A 19,801-nucleotide genomic window follows, 5' to 3' on the forward strand; every position below is an offset into this window, starting at 1 on the left:
GCGGCCGCCAACTCCGTCGCAACCCCCGCAGAACGACGTCGCCGAACCGGTACCGCGAGGTGCCAGCATCTGCCACAAACTGCTCTGCCCGTGCATAGAAAACCCCCGCTGAGCGGGGGTTTTCTATGGTGGACCTAAGGAGATTCGAACTCCTGACCTCCTCGATGCGAACGAGGCGCGCTACCAACTGCGCCATAGGCCCGTAAAACCTCAGTTAGGTTATCACGGCTCCAAGAGCAACCCGAGTCAAGCGCTACTGCCCGACCGCGCGGCGCGCGAGCAACTCGCGCACGTGCGCCTCGATGGCGGAGTCGTCGACGGCACCGGCAGCTCCAGAACGGGCGAACTCGATCGACGGTGGCCGCTGAGCCTCGGCGCGCTGGCGCATCGACTCTTCGACCGCCGCGTAACGTAGCGCTTCGCGCGCAGCTTCAGCATCCAACATCGTCGCTGCGCGTGATCCCGCAGAGGCCGTGAGCGGCTTCGGCAATTCACGCGGAGCCCAGGCGCGGGGCGCACCGACAGCAAGATCTTGAACGGTCGCCACACGGACGGCGGGAGCATCCGCCACCCGCTCAACGGTGCGCGCACCCACCCGGGACATCCTTTGCAGAAGCAACCCCGACAGAACCGCGGTCCCGACGCCGGCCCACAGCAAGAGCTGTGATCCGGTCGCGACTACCTGTACTGCACCCCACATGGCCGCGCCGACAGCGAAGATTCCGAAAACGGTGATCGCGAGCCGGAGGCGTCGACGCGCACGTGCCCGGCGAACGACGGGAGCCGACATCGCGGCTACGCGCTCGTCTCGCGCCCGTTCAAGGTCGATCTTTGCCTGCTCGAGTTCGATCTTGTGCTGCTCGAGCGCGGTCTGCTCGCGTTCAACCAGCGCTCTGCGGGCGAGTTTTTGCTGCGCAAGGGCCGTGCGGGCGTTGAGCTCGAGCCGGACCTCTTCTGGGGTCTCGCTGGTCTCGGCGAGCACGCGCAGTGCCTGGTTGAGGCGAACGGCGTTTCGCTCTGCGGCGTCGTACTGGCGGCGACTATTCCAGGAGGGCAAAAGGTAGACGAGCCACAGCAGCGCTGCGACGAGTACGATCACTCCCCCACCCAATACCTGCCCACCCATGCGTCCAAAGGTATGCGACCGCGTGCCGCATCCTGCGATACCTCGTCGCGTGTCTGCAACCCCGTGCGAAGAACCCGCTCAGGCGTGGAGTCGATCTGCGGGCGGAACGGTTGCCGCATCTTGTGGCACCTGCCCCGACACCCAACGCTGCAGCACACCCTGCGGCACGTCCTCGCGCACGAGAGCGAACGTGTAGTGGTCGCGCCAATCGCCATCGATATGGATGAAGCGGCGGCGCAGGCCTTCGTAGCGGAAGCCGAGCTTTTCGACGATGCGCAGGCTTGCATGATTTTCGGGACGGATGCAGATCTCCATGCGATGCAGGTGCAACTCGCTGAAGCACACATCGGTGGCCAAGGCCACTGCCGTCGGCGTGATGCCGCGTCCTGCGAACCTCTCGCTCACCCAGTACCCGATGGTTGCCGACGCAAGCGACCCCCGCGCGATTCCCCACACGTTGAGCTGCCCGGCGATGTCGCCGTTGTATTCCATCACGAACGGCACGCTGGCGCCGTCCCGATACTGCTGCAACAACCGGCGGACGCCCACGCGCATGTCGAACGAGACCGGGCCTTCGGGGCTCGTGGCCTCCCAGGGGCGCAACCACGAACGATTGCCCATCAACTCGTTCTGCAACGTTCGTGCATCCCGAGGTTTGACGAGTCGCAACGACACCGGGCCGTGCCGACGAGGACCGATCGGCTCCATGCGACCCCCTCGTGCAGAGCGAAGATCAGAGCTTCGCCGCGAACTCCTTGAACCACGGCCGCAACTCGGGTCCGAGATCTTCTCGATCTGCGGCGAGCTGCACGATGGCCTTGATGTAGTCAACTCTATCGCCGGTGTCGTAACGGCGGCCGCGGAACACGACTCCCCGCACGCCGGGTCCGTTCGGGTCAGCAGCGAGCTCTTGCAGAGCGTCGGTGAGCTGAATTTCGCCACCCTTGCCCGGCTCGGTGCGCTCGAGAATGTCGAACACAGACGGAGCCAGCACGTAACGGCCGATGACCGCGTAGTTCGAGGGCGCGTCCTCGGCCTTGGGCTTCTCGACGAGGCCGGTCACCCGAACGATGTCTTCAGTGTCCGTCTCTTCGATCGCGGCGGCGCCGTACATGTGGATGTGGTCACGGTCGACTTCCATCAGCGCGATCACGGCTGCTCCCGTGCGCTCGTGCTCGGCAATCATCGTCGCGAGCAGTTCGTCTCGCTCGTCGATCAGGTCGTCACCGAGCATGACGGCGAAGGGAGAGTTGCCCACGTGTGCGCGGGCGCGCAAAACCGCATGCCCGAGACCCTTGGGCTCGCCCTGGCGGACGAAGTGGATGTCGGCGAGATCGCTCGAGGCGAGCACGCGCTGGAGCCGCTCCTTGTCGCCCTTGTGCTTGAGGTTGACCTCGAGCTCGGGAACGGAGTCGAAGTGGTTCGAGATCGCGTTCTTGTTGCGTCCGATGATGACCAAGATGTCGTCGATGCCCGCCTTCACGGCCTCTTCGACGACGTACTGGATAGCCGGCTTGTCGACGACCGGCAGCATCTCCTTCGGCATCGCCTTGGTGGCGGGAAGGAACCGGGTACCGAGACCAGCGGCAGGAATGACGGCCTTGAAGGGGGAGTGAGCCATGCCTCGATCCTACCGAGCCGATACACCGCGCCTAGAATCGAGGCATGTCCGACGCCATCGCCGACGCGAAGCGCGCCCTGCGCGCTGAGTTGCGCGAGCGACGTCAGTTGCGTTCGCAGTCGGCGAGGGATGCCGCGGCCCTCGGCATCCGCACCCAACTCGATGCCCTGACAGAACGATTCGGCGTCCGTTCCATGTCGTGCTTTCTCTCCACCACGACAGAACCGGGCACGCGTGAGTTCGTCGATGCAGCGGTCGCCCGCGGCATCCGCGTGCTCTTGCCCATCACGCGCGCAGACGGGCTGCTGGACTGGTCGGTCGCTGTGCCCGGAGCGGACATCACCGAAGGACTCTTCGGTATGCCTGAGCCCGAGGGCGAACTTCTCGGCCCCATCGCCGTCGGCGATGTCGACGTTCTCGTGATTCCCGCCGCTGCTGTAGGTCGGGACGGAATGCGGCTCGGCTGGGGTCGCGGATACTTCGATAAGACCCTCGGATCGATGGAGGGCTGCCCTCCGGTCTACGCCGTGATCTTCGACTCTGAGATCCTCGACGAGGTGCCCTCGGATGTGCACGACCAGCCGGTGACCGGAATCGTCACCCCCACGCAGACTCTCGATCTCACTCCGCCGCGGCGCTAGCCGCCCCCGCGCTCACCCGATTCGCCCAGCTGAAAGTCAGAATGCCCACTTACGCCTACGCCTGCAAGCAGTGCGGACACCGCTTCGATGCCGTCCAGTCCTTCGCCGACCCCACGCTGACCGTGTGCCCAGAGTGCGGCGGACCACTGCGCAAGGAGTACGGGTCGATCGGGGTGACCTTCAACGGTTCGGGCTTCTACCGCAATGACTCGCGGGCGGCTTCTGGGTCATCGTCCGACAAGGGCTCCGACGCGTCCTCCTCCTCCACCGCATCCCCGAGCAAGAGTTCGAGTGAAAGTGGCGGGTCATCTTCTTCTTCGACATCATCGAAGAAGGAGGCGAAGTCCTCCCCCGCTCCGTCGGGTTCGTAATGGGCGCATCGTCGCCATCGGGAGGCAACGCATGATCAACGGGTTCAAAGAATTCATTCTCCGCGGCAATGTGATCGATCTGGCCGTGGCCGTGGTCATCGGCGCTGCGTTCACCGCGATCGTGAACGCCATTGTTGCGGGCCTCATCAATCCCCTGATCGCACTCATCTTCCAGGCTGACTCACTCGCCGAGGTCGGCCCCACTTTCGTCGGCGTGAACGGCAACGAGGTGTTCTTCCCGCTCGGCGCGATCGTCGGCGCCCTCATCAACTTCCTCGCTGTAGCCGTCGTCGTCTACTTCGTCTTCGTCATGCCGATGAACCGATGGAAGCAAGCAGCTGCCGCGAAGGCCGGCGTCGTCGAAGAGCCTGACGCCACGCCCACCGAGGCGGAGCTCCTGCTCCAGATCCGCGATCTGCTCGAGAAGCAGCAGCGCGCCTGACCGAAGGCGAGCGACGCTCACCAGTGCGGCGGGACATCCCGTCGCATGCGGTCGTCGTTGGGCCCCGTGCTCGAGGGTGATGATGATCCGGATGCCGCGGCATCCGGATCATCATCGTTTACGGGCATCTCTGCCATCGTTCCCGGCGCGGGGGTCAGTTGTGCCCGCCGGGATCCCGGCACGCGCACAATCCGCTGACGTTCGTCGTCGGCAGAACCGTCGTCAGACGAACCGGCGTCAGGGCACATCGAACGGCTGGGTGTCGGTATCCGCGCGCGGGACGGCTGGCGGCACACCGAGCAGAGCGGCGATGCGGGCGGCGACGGCGCCCGGATCGCTGTACAGATCGAACGCGTGCACGCGCACGTAGTGCCAGCCCAGTCGGCGCAGGATCTGGGGCCGGAGGCGCAACGACTCGCGCAGCGAGTCACCGATCGTCTCGGGGTCGCTCTCGGCGACCACGGCCTTTCCGGCGTACTGGGCCACGAGTGGCAGAAGCCCTCGGTAGTGCACGTCAACAGCGACGCCGAGGCTCCGTAGTTCACGGGCGAGCGCGAGGGTGAGCGGGTCGGCGAGGTCTTCGAGGCGCGCTTCGCGAGAACGGGCGGCGATTCCACCGAGAATGTTCATGAGCGTCGCAGCGCCGAATTCGAGGCGTCCATCATCGAAAGCCGACGGCCGGATCGATGACACGATCACCATCGAGCGGCGTGCGCGCGTCATGCCGACGGTGAGCAGTCGCTCGCCGTCCGGCGTGGAGAGATCGCCGAAGTCGCTGAGCACACGGCCGTGCTTGGTGAGCCCGAAACCGAGTGAGAAGATCACGCGATCACGGCTGGCGGCCACGGACTGTTCGAGGGTCAAGACGGCGAACGGCTCGGCGGTCTCACGGGCGACGAAGTCGGCCACATCGGCACGGCCCGCGAAGGCCGCCTCGACGGCCGCGCGAATGCGCTCGGCATGCTTGGCGCTGGCCGTGACGACCATGAGCGACTCGCTCCCGCGGTTGATCGCGTGTTCGACCACGAGCGTGACGACGCGCTTGACCTCGGCATCGGGGCTCTCGACGGCACCGCTCACCGGGTCAGGGGCTCCGGTCCCGCCCTCGACGTAATCGACGCTGAGGCTCCCCCGGCCGAGGTAGGACCCCGCCCACGGGAAGGACGAGAGCTCACCGCCGTAGAAGGCATCGTTCACGAGTTCGGCAAGGTCTTCGCCACCTGCGCGGTAGCTTCGGGTCAGAGTCTCGACCGGCACGATGTCGGCGAGTCGCTCGAACAGGCTCACCTCATCGAACGGCGCATCGGGCGCTTCTTCTTCATCGCCCGAGTACCCGGCCGCGATCCGGAACGGAGTCGGCTTCTGCGTGACGGGGTCGCCGAACACGACCACTTGCTTCGCCCTGCGCAGCGCGGGGGTGGCCTCGGCGAGGCAGAGGGCTCCCGCATCCGCCACGATCACGACATCGAAGCCGAAATCGGCCGGAATCGCGGGAACGTCATAGGGCGAGGCCAGCCACACGGGCGCGAGGGTGCGCAGCAGTGTGGGTGCGACGCTCATGATCTGATCGGGCGCGGTCACGCCCTCTTTCAGCGCCGACTTGAGCGCGGTGGCTTCGCTGGCGTGATCGACGATTCCGATGCGCCATTGCGTGGCCAGTTGCGAAGCGAGTAGGGGGCCGGATGCCGCGGCGTGAGCTTCATCGACGAGTCGGAAGTCTCGCTCCAGCCTGTCGACAACCGCAGTGTTCGCACCGAGGAGCGCCCGGTCGGAGCGGAGCAGATGTTCGAGCGCGGACTGCCACCACGCGAACTCGAGCTCGGCACCGACGTGGTCTTCGGGAACGTGCCGGACCGATAGTTCGGCCAGCAGGGGCTCGAGACCGAGTTCGGCGAGCTCGGAGCGCAGTGTTGCCCGCTCGACGAGGTTGTCGAACACGGCCGAGTCGGCGGCGAGCCCCGCGAGGATGCGTACGAGCTCTCCGACGGGGCGGGCGGCAAGCCGGTCGCCTCCGGTACGGCCCAAGAGCGCGTCGAGTTCGCTCAGGTCGGCATCCACGCGCTGCCATGCGACGTGCACGTCCGCAAGGCCGAGAGGTACTTCCGGCGCGACGCCGGCGTCGACGAAACGCTGCCACTGCGTGCGCTGCTGCTGGATACGCTGGAGCGACTCGTACATGTCGACGATGTGCACGCCGGGGCGCACGTACTCGCGCGATAACCGGCGCAAACGGCGGCGGTTGGCTCCGGTCATGTTCGGCGAATCGCGGCGCGGGCCGTGGGCCTGGATCAGTTCGCCCAGGGGCCGTTCGAAGACGGTGAGGCTGAACCGGTCGAGCGAGTCGCGGATGCCCTGCAGTACCCGCAGGTACTCGCCCAGCTCGGCGATGGTCCGAAACGGCCGCATCCGCGTCTGCGCAATGAGCGCGTAGCCGCGCTCAAGAAGGGCCGGCACGTCGTGGCGGTGAACTCGCGCGGCCAGCGCGTGTGCCGAGCGCGCCTGCTCTGTCGTAGCGAAGGTGACGCCGTACCAGGGTGAATCGTCAGGGCCGAAGCGGAACTCGCCCAGTCGCGCGGCGTCCGCGAGCTTTCCGGCTGCCGCGCGCCGTACCGGCGCGAGGCGGTGGAGCACGCGCGCGTCGAAGCGTGTCGTGGTCTGCGGCGGCGGAGTCTGTGCCGAGATGCCCGCGAGCGAGCGGAGGATGTCGAGCATCGACACACCCAGGCCGTCGTGGGTTTGCGTGATCGCGCCTCGGTAGTCGCGGAGCACGCCCCGCAACCGGACGAGGGCGTCGTCGATATCGGCGACCTTGGGCTGTTCGGCTTTCTCGTTGCGACCGATCGCCCGAATGAGGTCGCGCTGCAACTGGCGCGGCGAAGCGGCCAGAGCGGGCAGGCCGATGCCGGCGAGTCTGTGGCGCACGCCGTCGATGGTCGAGCTGCGCGCGCTCACGACGAGGACTCGCTTGCCGTCACGAGCCAGCGCACCGACGGCGTTGATGACGGTCTGAGTGCCACCGGTGCCGGGAAGTGTGTGCACCGCCAGCGATTGACCGGCGACGATCCGGGCGAGCACGGCCTCTTGCTCAGCATCCGCATCCAACAACAGCGTGTCCGACGCGGGCGAACGGTCATCCGGGTGCGAACGCGAGGGCACGTCGCGCTGCATCGCGAGGTTCTCCCGATCGTCGGGATGACCCGCGAGGGCGTTGAGAATCGTGTGGTCGAGATGGACGCAGTCGCGCGACATCGCGACGGCGATATCGGCGAAACTCGAGGCGAGCATGCGCGGTTGCACGGTGAACGATTCGATCGATGAGGTGATCGAGCGCAGGTGATCGATGATCGGCTGCGGAGCAAAGACTCCCCCGGCATACGCATGAGCGGCCAGTGCCACACCGTCGAGTTCGATGCCGAAGTGGGTGTGCAGTGCCGCGATCAGCTCGGGGTTGATGACGAACGAGCCGTGCAGTTTGAGCTCGAAGTCGGCGTGGTGTCGCCGGATAGCGAGGGGGCGCAGCAGCACCGGAGCGGTGCAGGCGAGCCCGCCGATCTTCCACGACGCGAGTCCGACGGCGAGGCTGACGGTGTCGATTCCGCGCGTGGTGTGGAGTTCAACGCTCTTGGCGGTGATGCGCTCAGCGGCCAGACGCGCGTTTCGGCGTGCGACCTCATCACGGAAAAGGTTGGACAGGAGCGTCGAGCGGCCCGTGAAGAACTGGGGAAGACTACTGGGGTGGGCCTTGGTGATCTCGAGTGCGGCGTCGTCGTCCGAAAAGTGCAGCAGGGTCGACCTGCCGCCCAGCGCCGCCGCTTCGTCGCGCAACCGCTCGCGTTCGGGCTCAGCAATGTGCATGACCGTCACCCCGGGCTCCGAAAGACCGAGGTCACCCGGAGTTACGTTGGCCGCGGGCGGGGCATCTTCTGCGCCGATCACGGCGTTGCCTTCTGCTCGCCACACACGAGCCACCCTAAGGGCCGACTTCGCGGCGCTCTTGCATCCCGAGCGAGTTTCGCGGTATTGGGGTCTTCTGAGTTGCAACCGTCATCCGCTCCTGCACCACGCGCCGCTGCGGCCAAGACTCCACAATCCTCCGGCGTCGACCGTGTTCGAGCACGCCGTGCGAACAGGATGATCGCGTGACCACTCTCCCGACACCGCACTTCTGCGTACATCCCTCCCCGCTCGGCGACATCCTGATCGTCACCGCAGGCGGCGGCATCGTGCTGCTGCATCCGGTCGACGACGTCGATGCAGCACTCGACAACGCGGCGCTGATGCTTCGTGCTCTGCCGGTACTTGATACGACGGATGCTGCAATCAACGAAGCCGCCCGGCAGCTCGACGAGTACTTCTCGGGCGGACGCCGCGCGTTCGAACTTCCCTTGGACTGGGGACTGATCAGCGGATTCACTCTGGAGGCGTTGAAGGCCGTCTGCGACATTCCTTATGGCGAGACCGCTGGGTACGGAGAGGTTGCGATCACTGCAGGCAGCCCCGGCGCGGCGCGTGCCGTCGGCACTGCATGCGCGCGCACCCCGTTCTCGATCGTCGTTCCGGTGCACCGAGTCGTGCGGGCCGACGGCTCTCTCGGCGAGTACGGCGGGCGGCCCGAAATGAAGAAGTACCTCATCGATCTCGAACAGAACGAGGTGGAGCAGGACGAACGTGAAGCCGCGGGCGTGTAGGCCGTCCGCGTGCATTCCCGACAGTGCAGCGGCCCGGACGGCTACCTCCTCCGGGCCGCTGCATTTGGCCCAGTGATATCGTCGACGCTACGAACACGGCGCTGCGGCCGTCACCTGGGAAGTAGGTAGTAGGTGGATTTCCCTTCCGCCGGCGAAACCGACGCACAATTGGTCTCGCGCGCTGTGCACCAATTAGCCCGACGCACGCACTTCCCTGTGGTGTTCGGCGGCATCGAGCACGACCATTCAGTCGAGGTGACCTCGATCGTCGGAGCGAGAACGAAACACCTCGAGGGGCTCGTGGTTCACGAGTCCCGGGGGCTCGGTGGACGAGCCATGGTCGAGAAGCGGCCGCGCCTCGCCGTCGACTATCGGTCAGCACGCGGCATCACCCACGACTACGATCAAGCCGTCCTCGGCGAGGGAATCTCGACTCTGTTCGCCGTTCCCGTCGTCGTCGGAGCACGGGCACGGGGAATCATCTATTGCGGGTCATGGTCGAAGTCGCCGGTCGGCGATGTGGCAGGTCAAGCGTTCGGGGTTGCGCAGGAACTCGCCACCGAACTGCGGGTGCGCGACGAAGTCGAGCGTCGGCTGTCCCTGGTGACGAAAGCCACAAGCGATCACGGGATGGATGCCTCGGCTCGCGAGGGCTTGCGCGAGACTTACGCTGAACTGCGCAGCATCCGCGCCTCGATCGAAGACCGCGCGCTGCGTGAACGACTCGGCGCTCTCGAGCGCCGACTGGCGTCGCTGTCGACAGCGGAGATCGAGATCGGGGCTCCCGAGGTGCGCCTCTCTCCGCGTGAGATCGATGTACTCGCATGCGCGGCGCTCGGTGCCACGAACGCCGAGATCGCCGGGACGCTCTCGCTCAAAGAAGTGACCGTCAAGTCTTATCTGCAATCAGCAATGGCGAAACTGGATGCCTCGACCCGTCACGCCGCGGTCGCAAAAGCGCGCCGAGTCGGACTTCTCCCTTAGCTTTTCTCCGAGTTTTGCGACTTCTTCGAATTCGCAATGGTCGCGTGCGACAACTGCGCGTATGGTCGGCGCTATGGCCCGCAGAATTGTGCATCAGCTCGTCGACGATATCGACGGAACAGTCCTCGAAGTCGGTGAAGGCGAAACCGTGCTCTTCTCCGTGGACGGGGTTGCCTACGAGATCGATCTCACCGGCGACAATGCCGACGCACTCCGCACGGCCCTTGCGCCGTACGTCGCCGCGGGGCGCTCGATCTCGTCCGCTCGCGCATCGTCCGCGGGCGCAGACGCCGCGCGCAAGCGTCGCCGCACCGGACAACAGGATTACAGCGCGATTCGCGACTGGGCCAAGAGCAACGGCTACCAAGTGTCGGAGCGGGGCCGGGTGCCAGCATCCGTTCTCGACGCGTACGAAGCCGCGCACTAGCGCGTTCGGGGTTTAGGTCACCGCGCCGCGGCGCGAGTACTCGGGCTTGCGCCACTCTTCTCTTTCGAGAACGTCGCGCAGAACCTCGACTGCGTCCCAGACGTCGGCAAAGGTGACGTAGAGAGGCGCGAAACCGAACCTCATCAGGTCTGGCGCGCGAAAGTCACCGATCACGCCGCGGGCGATGATCGCCTGCATCACCGCATAACCGTCGCCTCCGCGGAGTGCGACCTGGCTCCCCCGGGCCTCGTGCTCGCGAGGCGTGACGACTTCGATGCCCCAGTCCGCCAGTCGCTCATCGACAAGCGCGATGAAGAGGTCGGTCAGCGCGAGACTCTTCTCGCGCAGCCGGGCAAGATCGACTTCCTCCCAGATCTCGAGGCTCGCCTCGAGCGCCGCGTACGACAGGAGCGGCGGCGTACCCACCCGAAACCGGCCGACTCCCGGAGTCGGGGCATACTCGACCTCGAAATCGAACGGGCGCGCATGCCCCTGCCACCCGGTCACCGCCGGGCGGGCCTCGGCCTGGTGACGCTCTGCCACCCAGATGAAGGACGGCGAACCGGGTCCGCCGTTGATGTATTTGTAGGTGCAGCCGACGGCGAGATCGGCGCCGACACCGTTGAGGTCAACCGGCAGGGCGCCGGCGCTGTGGCAAAGATCCCAGATCATGATCGCGCCGGCGGCCTGCACCTGACGCGTCACCTCGGTCATGTCGTACAGACGGCCTGTGCGGTAGTCGACGTGCGTCAGGACGACGATCGCGACGTCCTCGTCGAGCACGTCGTCGAGGGTCGGTCCGTCGTCGTGGATGAGTCGACGTTCGATCGGCTCGGCCCCGCTGAGCATCTCTTGCACGCTCTCCAGCACGTAGAGATCGGTCGGAAAGCTCCCCCGTTCCGACACGACCACACGGCGCCCGGGCCGTAGGCGCATACCCGCGACAGCTGTTTGGAAAAGGCTCGATGAGGTCGAGTCACCGATCACGACCTCGCCCGGCGCGGCTCCGATGAGAGGCGCGATGCGGTCACCGAGAGTCTGTGGCTTCATGAACCACCCGGCGTCGTTCCAGCTGCGGATGAGCCCCTGGCCCCACTCCTGGGTGATCACACGCTGCACATGCGCAGCGGTCGACGCGGGTAAGGCACCGAGCGAGTTGCCGTCGAGGTAGATCACTCCCTCGGGCAGCGTGAAGCGCTCGCGGAACGGCGCGAGCGGATCGGCGGCATCCCACGCCAGGCAGGCAGCACGATCGATCGGGGCGGCGGCGGGGATAGTACTCATGTGCGGACGGATCCTTCTCGGCTCGAGATGTGAGATGGCGACAGCGACAGAAAGCGGCGCGCGTTTTCGTGGCGGATCGCCTCCCTCTGCGCCTCGGTGAGGAACTCGGCACGATCGATCACCGCACCGACAGGGCGTTCACCCAGTGGGTAGGGGTAGTCACTGCCGAGCATCACCTGCCCAGCTCCCAGCGTATCCACCAGTAGACGCAAAGCCGCGGGATCGAAGACGACCGAGTCCACGCTGAAGCGGTCGAGGTATTCCGTCGGAGGGCGTTCGCTGACACCGACCGCATCCGGACGCTTATGCCACGCGTTCTCAAGGCGACCCAACCAGAACGCGAAGGAACCACCGCCGTGAGCGAAGCAGAGGCGCAACGAGTCGGGCACACGGTCGAGGACTCCGCCGAGAATCAGCGCGATGATCGACAGATGGGTCTCCGCTGGCATCCCGGTTAGCCAGCGAGCCATCCAGCGGTCGAGCCGCGGCGAATCGGGCATGTCCCACGGATGCACGAAGACGGGCACGGCGCGATCGGCGCAGTGCTGCAAGAAAGTGACGATGCCCTCGTGATCGAGGTCGCGATCCCCCACGTGGTTGCCGATCTCGACCCCGACGTGCCCCGATGCGATCGCGCGGTCCAGTTCGACGCACGCGGCATCGGTGTCTTGCAACGGCACCTGCGCGAAGGGGATCAGCCGATCGGGTTGCGCGGCGCACAACTCCAACGTCAGATCGTTGAAGATGCGCGCAACCTTTGCGGCCTCCGCTGCGGGCTTGGCGTAGGCAAAGAACACCGGCGTCGGAGAAACGACCTGGATATCGACCCCGTCCGCATCCATGTCTGCGATCCGGGCATCGGCATCCCAGCAACGCTCATCGATGCGTCGGAACTCGCTGGAGCCGATCATGATCATCGCCTCGCGCTCAGAATCCACGCGCAATTGGGGCCAGGGGCCGGGCCCAACCTCTGCGGTGAGGTCTGGCCAGCCCCGAGGCACCATGTGCGTGTGCACATCGATCGTGCCCACGTGGTTCAGCCCTTGCCAGGATGGACAACGCCGCAACCCGGGCAGGTGCGGCCTTCTTCGCTTTCGTAGAAAGCGCGGAAGACCGGAGGTAGATCCTCGACGATGTCGCGCACCTGAAGTTCCACCTCGTGCACCTTGGTAGCGCACGCGGGGCAGAACCACGCGAACTTCTCAAGGGTGCCTTCCTCACGGATGCGCTCGATGACGATGCCGATTGAGCCAGCTTCGGGTCGCTGCGGGGAGTGGAAGACGTTGCCCGGGAGAAGCCACATCTCGCCCTCACGGATGTCGATCCGCTGCGGACCGTCGTCGGTCATGATGTTGACGTGCATGTTGCCGCGGTATTGGTAGAACCACTCCTCATACGGATCGAAGTGGTAATCGGTGCGCTGGTTGGGGCCACCCACGACCTGGACGATGAAGTCGCCCATCGGCGTCCAGGCCGCCTTATTGTTGACCGGCGGCTTGAGCAGGTGCTCGTTCTCGGCGATCCACGCGGGAAAATCGATGACGGCTGGGATGTTGCTCACAGTTCCTCCTTGATAGTGATACCGGATGCGGGGCTGGGGCGCCGAGCTATTGCTTGAATCTCGATACGCAGATGCGGGTGCGGGAGAGCGTGTACTGCGACGGTCGTGCGCGCAGGACCGGACTCATCGAAATACTCGCCCCAAACGGCGTTGTAGCCGCCGAAGTCGTTCATGTCGACCAGGAAACTCGTGGTCTGCACCAGGTCATCTAGAGCGCATCCGCAGGCAGCAAGAACCTCACGGATGTTCTCGATCACCGCACGCGTTTGGACTGCGATGTCGAGCGTGGTCGTACCGAACTCGTCGACCTCAGCGCCCGCGATCGTGTTGTCGAGACGGCGGCTGGATGTGCCCGAGACGAAGACGAAGGCGCCCGAGACCTTGGCGTGCGGAAAGCGGCCGCGCGGAGTGGCCTTTCCGGCGACGGTGACGGCGTGCTCATCGGTCATTTCGATGCCCCATTCTGCTCGATGCGGATCCGTACGCGACCGAGGCCGGCAATGCTCGTTTCGACAATGCCCCTCTGCGGCAGCGGTATTGCGACCGTCGCGGCACCGGCGAGCAGGATCATTCCCGAACGCAGTGCGAACCCATGTGTCGCGGCAAGTCGACGCGCCACGGCGAGCGCCCGGGCCGGGTGACCCAGAATCGCCGAGGTTGAACCCGTCTGCACAAGGCGATCGTCGACTTCGAGGAGGACTGCCCGATTGTCAATCCGCCCAGCCTCGGCGGGAGTCATCCACGGACCGATCGCAAATCCCGCTGCAGACGTGTTGTCAGCGACGACATCGCCAAGATCGAACTGAAAGTTGCGGTATCGCGAGTCAATGATCTCGATCGCCGGGGCGACGGCCGCGATCGCGTTACCGTCGTGCGCATCCACATCGGAGCCCAAGAGATAGGCAACTTCGGGTTCAACACGGGGATGGATGCACGATCCGAACTCGAACGCTCCCCCATCCGGTATCTGCATGCCCGCAGTCAGGGTTCCGAGGATCACATCTTCGACGCCCATCTGGCGCGCCTTCGCGCGTGAGGTGAACCCGAGCTTCAGTCCCACAACTCGGTCTCCGCCTTCCACCCTTCGCGCGATGAGCGCATGTTGCACCTGGTAAGCCGCGTCGACCTCGAGCGGAGCGGTCGCCGAGAACTGTGCAATCGGCTCGGCCCGCACCTGCGCATCCTCGAGACTCTCGGCGAATTGCGCCGCGCGTACCGCGGAGATCATGCCGCACCTGCGCTCATCGCCGCCAGGTTGCGGGCGGCCGCGAGGTCAAGAGCAACATCGACGATCATGTCTTCCTGCCCGCCTATCATGCGGCGCCGGCCGAGTTCGATCAGGACGTCGCGGGCGTCCAATCCGTGGCGTGCCGCGGCACGCTCGGCGTGCAGCAAGAAGCTCGAGTACACCCCGGCATAGCCGAGTGTGAGTGTCTCGCGATCGACCCGCACCGGTCGCTTCTGCAACGGGCGGATGAGCGACTCGGCAGCATCCTCGAGCGCGAAGAGATCGCAATCGTGCTGCCAACCGAGGAGGTTCGCAACCGCGACGAACGCCTCGATCGGAGTATTGCCGGCACCCGCACCCTGACCCGCAAGCGAGGCATCGACACGGTAAGCGCCGTGCTCCACGGCAGTGATGCTGTTAGCGACGCTGAGCGAAAGATTCTCGTGAGCGTGAACGCCGATCTGAGTGTCAGGGTCGAGTACCTGACGGTAAGCATCGATCCGCTCGGCGACATCGCGCATCGTCAACCGGCCGCCCGAATCGGTGACATACACGCAGTGCGCACCGTACGACTCCATGAGCTTCGCCTGCTGAGCGAGGGGGGCCGGATCGTTGAGGTGACTCATCATGAGAAACCCCGAGACATCCATGCCCTGCTCGCGCGCCCATCCGATGTGCTGAGCTGAGACGTCTGCTTCGGTGCAGTGCGTCGCCACGCGCACACTCGTGACTCCCAGGTCGCGCGCCCGGGCGAGCTGGTCGATAGTGCCGATGCCGGGGAGGATGAGAGTGGTGAGCGTGGATCGAGTGAGCACCGAGGCTGCGGCCTCGATCCACGCGACGTCGCTGCTCGCACCGTGTCCGTAGGCGACGCTCGACCCACCGAGTCCATCTCCATGCGCGACCTCGATCGCATCGACCCCGGCCGCGTCCAACGCGGCGGCGATCGTGCGGACGTCCTCGAGGCTGTACTGATGACCCACTGCGTGCATGCCATCGCGGAGGGTGACATCCTGAATGTAGACACGAGGTGCTGGGGTGTCTGAAGCAGAGTTCACGCGGATACCCCCGCTCGCGCTAGGACGAGTCGTTCCGCGGTGCGGAGCGCTGCGCTCGTCATGATGTCGAGATTGCCTGCGTACTCGGGAAGGTAGTGACCGGCTCCGGCGACCTCCAGCAGAATCGTCACCTTCGTGCCCCGGAAAGGGCGGTCGAGAGCCGGTACGTAGGGCTCATCGACGGGGTCGAACTGCACGTGCTGCTTCAACCTGTACCCGCCGACATAGTCCTGAACCGCCAGGACCATTTCTTCGACCGAGGCGCGGACGGCGGCCTCGTCGACCTCGCCGGCCACCAGGCAGTACACCGTGTCGCGCATGACGATCGCAGGCTCTGCGGGGTTGAGCACGATGATCGCCTTGCCACGCTCCGCGCCACCGATCAGCTCGATCGCGCGCGCTGTCGTCTCGGTGAACTCGTCGATGTTTGCGCGCGTCCCCGGCCCAGCCGACTTCGAGGCGATGGAGGCGACAATCTCGGCGTACGCAACCGGCGCGACCCGCGAGACGGCAGCGACAATGGGCACGGTGGCCTGGCCTCCGCACGTGACCATGTTGACGTTGGTTGCGCCGAGGTTCTCGTCGAGGTTGACCACCGGCACGACATAGGGTCCGATCGCTGCGGGCGTGAGATCGACCATCAGGCGGCCTTCGTTGCGCACGAGTGCGTCGTTGCGTGCGTGTGCACCGGCCGAAGTGGCGTCGAAGACGAGCTCGACGTCGGTGAACTCCGGCATGCGCAAAAGGCCGTCCACGCCATCGTGGATGGTCGGGATGCCCAGGCGGCGAGCGCGCGCGAGTCCATCAGAGTTCTCGTCGATGCCGACCATGGCCACGACACGGAGGGTCTTCGACAGACGCACCACCTTGAACATCAGGTCGGTGCCGATGTTGCCGGAACCGATGATGGCTACGCCGACGGTCATGCTCGTGCTCCTTCTGTGGATGCTGCGGCGAAATCCACTCGGACCTCTCCGAGGCCGTCGAGGCGTGCGCGATATACGCCGCTCTGCGCGGCCACCATGGGACCGAGTGCACCGGAGAGGACGACCTCGCCGGCGCGCAGCGGCTGGCCGTGGCGCGCAACAGCCCGCGCCAGCCACGCGACCGCAATGATCGGGTTGCCCAGGCACGCGACCCCTGACCCGGTCGAGACGGGCTCGCCGTCGAACTCAAGGCTCATGCCGACAGCACTCAGGTCGAATCCATCGAGCTTCCGCGGCGTGGTACCGAGCACCAGCGCACCGCCGGACGCGTTGTCGGAAATCGTGTCGGTGATCCGGATGTCCCAGCCGGCGATCCTCGAATCCACGATCTCGATCGCGGGGAGAACGAACTCGGTCGCCCGGATCACATCGGCGACGTGGCTCGTCGGCGACTCCAGATCATGGCCCAGAACGAAGGCAACCTCAGCCTCGACGCGGGGTGCGATGAATCGTGCGAGGTCGACGCTTTGGCGGTCATCCAGCATCATGTCATCCATCAAGACGCCGTAGTCCGGAGAACGGACGCCGAACTGGTTCTGCACGACAACAGAAGTGAGGCCGATCTTTCGGCCGACGACCCGGCGTCCCGCAGCGATCCGCCGGGCGATCCCGAGGGACTGCACGGCATACGCCGCATCCTGATTGATCTCGCCGATGATGTCACGCACGGGGTCGCACCCGACGAGGGTGTCCGACGCGTGCGCCAGCCGCGCATCGGCGGCGTGAACTGCATCCGTGATCACAGCTGCACGCAGACGTTGGTGGGTTCGGTGTAGAAGTCCAAAGAGTGCTGCCCACCCTCGCGCCCGATGCCCGAGAGACCAACGCCTCCGAACGGGCTGCGGAGATCGCGCAGGTACCAGGTATTCACCCACGACATGCCCACGCGCATGCTCTGCGCTACGCGGTGGCCACGGGTAAGGTCACTCGTCCAGGTCACCGCAGCCAGGCCGTAGTCGGTGTCGTTGGCGAGGCGGATCGCCTCTTCTTCGGTGTCAAAGGGGATGAGGGCCGCAACCGGACCGAAGATCTCTTCGCGCACCGTACGGTGCGAGTTGTCGAGACCGGTCCACAACGTGGGCTCGATCCATGAGCCCCCGTTCAGATCGTCTCCCAGGTGAGGAATGCCGCCACCCGCAAGAATGGTCGCGCCCTCTGTTTGCGCGAGGTGAAAGTACGAGAGCACCTTCTCGCGATGGCTCTGCGAGATGAGCGGACCGGTGGTTGTGGCGGGGTCGGCGGGCCGACCCAACCGTAGACGCGCGGCATGGTCGGCGAGCCCCGCAGCCACATCGTCGAAGATCGCTCGTTCGACGTAGATCCGTTCGGTGCATAGGCACACCTGACCGGTGTTGAGGTAGGTAGATCGAGCAAGGCCGGCCACGGCGGCATCGAGGTTGGCATCGGCGAACACGATTGCGGCGTTTTTGCCGCCGAGTTCGAACGACACCGGACGCACTCGCGGGGCGACAGCCCGCATAATCGCCGAGCCTGTCTCGGAGGCGCCGGTGAAAGTGACTCCATCGATGCCCGGGTGGGTTGTGAGGTACTCGCCCGCGGAGTTCGCGCCGAACCCGTGCACGACATTCACCACACCGGCGGGCACCCCGGCCTCCATCAGAATCTCTGCCAACAGGGTCGCCGACGACGGCGTCTCTTCGGAGGGCTTGACCACGACTGTGTTGCCGGTAGCCAGCGCGGGGGCGAGCTTCCAGGTGAGCAGCAACAGCGGGAGGTTCCAGGGCACGATGACGGCGACGACTCCGAGCGGCTTGCGCACGGCGTAGTTGAGCGCGCGCCGGCCGTCGGCAAACTCGGTGAGGAACGAGTCGATGCCCGCGGCCGAGACGATGTCGGCGAACGCACGAAAGTTCGCGGCCGCACGCGCCACATCCAGATCACGCGCGAGCGCTTCGGGCTTGCCGGTGTCACCGACTTCGGCGGCGACGAGGTCGTCGAAGCGACGCTCGATGGCGTCGGCGATTCGGCGAAGAATACCCGCCCGCTCGGTGACCGTCATCCGTCCCCACGGGCCATCGAATGCCGCGCGAGCGGAAGCGACCGCCCGATCGACTTCATCGGGGCCTGCCTCATGCACGTCGGCGATCAGCGAGCCGTCGATGGGGTTCAGCTTCGCGAATGCGCTCACCCCGTCGATGTGCTCTCCGCCGATGAAGTTGCGCAGCTGGAGGCTCGCCGGAGCTGCCACGGTGGACACGGGCAACAGCGACGTCGGTGCGGTCATGGTGCCAGGCTACGAAGTTATCGAGTTGCCGACTAATGCTCTCTTGCGGCACTGCCATGCCCGTTCGGCTATAGTTCCGTGCGTGGGAACGGACCGCATTCTCGACGGGCGACTGAAGATTCGCCATCTTGTGCTCGTTACAGCAATCGCCGACGAGGGCACTCTGGTGCGCGCCGCCGAATCACTTCACATCAGCCAGCCCGTGGTGACGCGAGGCCTCCGCGAAGTCGAAGATGTGCTGGGCGTCCCGCTGTTTGAGCGACTTCCTCGGGGAGTCGTTCCCACCGAGTACGGGTATCCGTTCATCGAGCGCGCCCGCTCGGTACTGGCGGAGTTGCGGACCGCGGGCGAAGAGGTGCTCCTCCTGCAGTCAGGCCAACTGGGTACCGTCACAGTCGGCACCCACCTCGCGGGCTCGAACCTGCTGCTCCCGAGAGCAATCGCCGGTCTCAAGGCCGAGCACCCGAAGTTGACCGTCGTTGTCCGCGAAGGAACGCCCGACACCCTACAACAGCTCCTTCTGGCCGGTGACCTCGACCTCACGGTCGGGAGGCTCTCGTCGACGGTCCCGGTCCGTCTCGAACAGGAGCGCCTCCACCAGGAGCCGATCCGACTCGTCGCCCGGTCGGGGCACCTTGTGCATGACCGTCCTCGAGTATCGTTGTCCGACCTCGTGACCTTCCCGTGGATCTTCCCTGTCGCGCAAACCGCTCTCCGCGCCGAACTCGAGGCGGTGTTCTTCCACGAGGGACTGCCGCTCCCGGCGAATCGCGTCGAGTGCACGTCGATGCTGACTCTGCGCAACCTCCTTGTCTCGACCGATGTCATTGCGGCGCTGCCGATGTTCATTGCGGTGGATGACGCGGCGCTCCGCATTCTCCCCACCCCGCTGAGTTCGATCCGGCGTTCGGTGGGAGTCACCCTGCCCAAGGATCGAGCCCCCTCCGCTGCGGCAGCAGTGCTCCTCACCCATCTCCGTCACGAGGGCGCGCGCCTGGCCGAACTCGAACGCGAGTATGCGCGATCTGAGCCGCGTTCGCACGGTTGATATGTCCTGACGGTCATATCGGCGAGCGGGATAGATATTGGACAGTCCCGAGGCGCGCGACCGACGCTGGTAGCACGGACGCCATCCGCGT

Annotated in this window: 20 protein-coding genes and 1 tRNA gene; 7 read left to right on the forward strand and 14 right to left on the reverse strand. The window is 65.7% G+C overall.

The window, feature by feature from the left end; genetic code table 11:
* Positions 1-126 precede the first annotated feature (126 nt).
* The 4 genes from LG299_RS04680 to galU all read right to left on the reverse strand — a co-directional run bounded on the left by LG299_RS04680 (position 127) and on the right by galU (position 2,747).
* Positions 127-202 (reverse strand) — tRNA-Ala (locus LG299_RS04680).
* Between the two features lie 51 nt (positions 203-253).
* A complete protein-coding gene (locus LG299_RS04685; protein WP_404433800.1) occupies positions 254-1,126 on the reverse strand; it encodes a large exoprotein in 873 nt (290 codons plus the stop codon).
* A gap of 78 nt (positions 1,127-1,204) precedes the next feature.
* Positions 1,205-1,834, reverse strand: coding sequence for a GNAT family N-acetyltransferase (locus LG299_RS04690; protein WP_404433801.1), 630 nt, complete (start codon positions 1,832-1,834; stop codon positions 1,205-1,207).
* 25 nt (positions 1,835-1,859) lie between these two features.
* Complete coding sequence (gene galU, locus LG299_RS04695; RefSeq protein WP_404433802.1) at positions 1,860-2,747, reverse strand: UTP--glucose-1-phosphate uridylyltransferase GalU; 888 nt, start codon at positions 2,745-2,747, stop codon at positions 1,860-1,862.
* A gap of 44 nt (positions 2,748-2,791) precedes the next feature.
* Between galU and LG299_RS04700 the strand changes: the two genes are divergently transcribed.
* Genes LG299_RS04700 through mscL form a run of 3 tightly spaced genes read left to right on the forward strand, consistent with a single transcriptional unit; the run spans position 2,792 to position 4,201 of the window.
* Positions 2,792-3,388, forward strand: coding sequence for a 5-formyltetrahydrofolate cyclo-ligase (locus tag LG299_RS04700; RefSeq protein ID WP_404433803.1), 597 nt, complete (start codon positions 2,792-2,794; stop codon positions 3,386-3,388).
* 41 nt (positions 3,389-3,429) lie between these two features.
* A complete protein-coding gene (locus tag LG299_RS04705) occupies positions 3,430-3,759 on the forward strand; it encodes an FmdB family zinc ribbon protein (protein ID WP_404433804.1) in 330 nt (109 codons plus the stop codon).
* Positions 3,760-3,790: 31 nt separating this feature from the next.
* A complete protein-coding gene (gene mscL / locus LG299_RS04710; RefSeq protein ID WP_404433805.1) occupies positions 3,791-4,201 on the forward strand; it encodes a large conductance mechanosensitive channel protein MscL in 411 nt (136 codons plus the stop codon).
* Positions 4,202-4,438: 237 nt separating this feature from the next.
* Here mscL and LG299_RS04715 read toward each other — a convergent pair whose 3' ends face one another.
* Positions 4,439-8,170, reverse strand: a complete 3,732-nt coding sequence (locus LG299_RS04715; RefSeq protein ID WP_404433806.1) for an AAA family ATPase — start codon at positions 8,168-8,170, stop codon at positions 4,439-4,441.
* Positions 8,171-8,340: 170 nt separating this feature from the next.
* Here LG299_RS04715 and LG299_RS04720 point away from each other — a divergent pair, with 170 nt between their 5' ends.
* The 3 genes from LG299_RS04720 to LG299_RS04730 all read left to right on the forward strand — a co-directional run bounded on the left by LG299_RS04720 (position 8,341) and on the right by LG299_RS04730 (position 10,300).
* Positions 8,341-8,889, forward strand: coding sequence for a methylated-DNA--[protein]-cysteine S-methyltransferase (locus LG299_RS04720; RefSeq protein WP_404433807.1), 549 nt, complete (start codon positions 8,341-8,343; stop codon positions 8,887-8,889).
* Positions 8,890-9,021: 132 nt separating this feature from the next.
* Positions 9,022-9,873, forward strand: coding sequence for a response regulator transcription factor (locus tag LG299_RS04725; protein WP_404433808.1), 852 nt, complete (start codon positions 9,022-9,024; stop codon positions 9,871-9,873).
* A 73-nt stretch (positions 9,874-9,946) separates the two neighbouring features.
* Complete coding sequence (locus tag LG299_RS04730) at positions 9,947-10,300, forward strand: Lsr2 family protein (protein ID WP_404433809.1); 354 nt, start codon at positions 9,947-9,949, stop codon at positions 10,298-10,300.
* 12 nt (positions 10,301-10,312) lie between these two features.
* On the opposite strand, the gene kynU is transcribed toward LG299_RS04730, so the two are convergent.
* The 9 genes from kynU to LG299_RS04775 are packed head-to-tail and all read right to left on the reverse strand — an operon-like array spanning position 10,313 to position 18,662.
* Positions 10,313-11,584, reverse strand: coding sequence for a kynureninase (gene kynU, locus LG299_RS04735; RefSeq protein ID WP_404433810.1), 1,272 nt, complete (start codon positions 11,582-11,584; stop codon positions 10,313-10,315).
* Positions 11,581-12,615 carry an amidohydrolase family protein gene (locus LG299_RS04740; RefSeq protein WP_404433811.1) on the reverse strand — a complete coding sequence of 345 codons (1,035 nt, stop codon included), beginning with the start codon at positions 12,613-12,615 and terminating at the stop codon, positions 11,581-11,583. The genes kynU and LG299_RS04740 overlap by 4 nt, the downstream gene beginning before the upstream one ends.
* Positions 12,616-12,620: 5 nt before the next feature.
* Positions 12,621-13,145 (reverse strand): 3-hydroxyanthranilate 3,4-dioxygenase, encoded by a 525-nt coding sequence (locus LG299_RS04745; RefSeq protein WP_404433812.1) that lies wholly within the window; start codon positions 13,143-13,145, stop codon positions 12,621-12,623.
* Complete coding sequence (locus LG299_RS04750) at positions 13,142-13,594, reverse strand: RidA family protein (protein ID WP_404433813.1); 453 nt, start codon at positions 13,592-13,594, stop codon at positions 13,142-13,144. Before LG299_RS04750 ends, LG299_RS04745 begins: the two co-directional genes overlap by 4 nt.
* Entirely contained in the window at positions 13,591-14,373 is a 783-nt protein-coding gene (locus LG299_RS04755; protein ID WP_404433814.1) for a 2-keto-4-pentenoate hydratase, read from the reverse strand. The genes LG299_RS04750 and LG299_RS04755 overlap by 4 nt, the downstream gene beginning before the upstream one ends.
* Complete coding sequence (gene dmpG, locus LG299_RS04760) at positions 14,370-15,431, reverse strand: 4-hydroxy-2-oxovalerate aldolase (RefSeq protein WP_404433815.1); 1,062 nt, start codon at positions 15,429-15,431, stop codon at positions 14,370-14,372. The genes LG299_RS04755 and dmpG overlap by 4 nt, the downstream gene beginning before the upstream one ends.
* Positions 15,428-16,357 (reverse strand): acetaldehyde dehydrogenase (acetylating), encoded by a 930-nt coding sequence (locus LG299_RS04765; RefSeq protein ID WP_404433816.1) that lies wholly within the window; start codon positions 16,355-16,357, stop codon positions 15,428-15,430. The genes dmpG and LG299_RS04765 overlap by 4 nt, the downstream gene beginning before the upstream one ends.
* Entirely contained in the window at positions 16,354-17,160 is an 807-nt protein-coding gene (locus LG299_RS04770) for a 2-keto-4-pentenoate hydratase (RefSeq protein ID WP_404433817.1), read from the reverse strand. The genes LG299_RS04765 and LG299_RS04770 overlap by 4 nt, the downstream gene beginning before the upstream one ends.
* Entirely contained in the window at positions 17,157-18,662 is a 1,506-nt protein-coding gene (locus LG299_RS04775) for a 2-hydroxymuconic semialdehyde dehydrogenase (protein WP_404433818.1), read from the reverse strand. Before LG299_RS04775 ends, LG299_RS04770 begins: the two co-directional genes overlap by 4 nt.
* A gap of 82 nt (positions 18,663-18,744) precedes the next feature.
* On the opposite strand from LG299_RS04775, the gene LG299_RS04780 reads away from it, so the two are divergent.
* Positions 18,745-19,710, forward strand: a complete 966-nt coding sequence (locus LG299_RS04780; RefSeq protein ID WP_404433819.1) for a LysR substrate-binding domain-containing protein — start codon at positions 18,745-18,747, stop codon at positions 19,708-19,710.
* The last annotated feature ends 91 nt before the right edge of the window (positions 19,711-19,801 follow it).

Source organism: Microbacterium lacus (assembly GCF_044794305.1).
Classification (GTDB): Bacteria; Actinomycetota; Actinomycetes; order Actinomycetales; family Microbacteriaceae; genus Microbacterium; species Microbacterium lacus_B.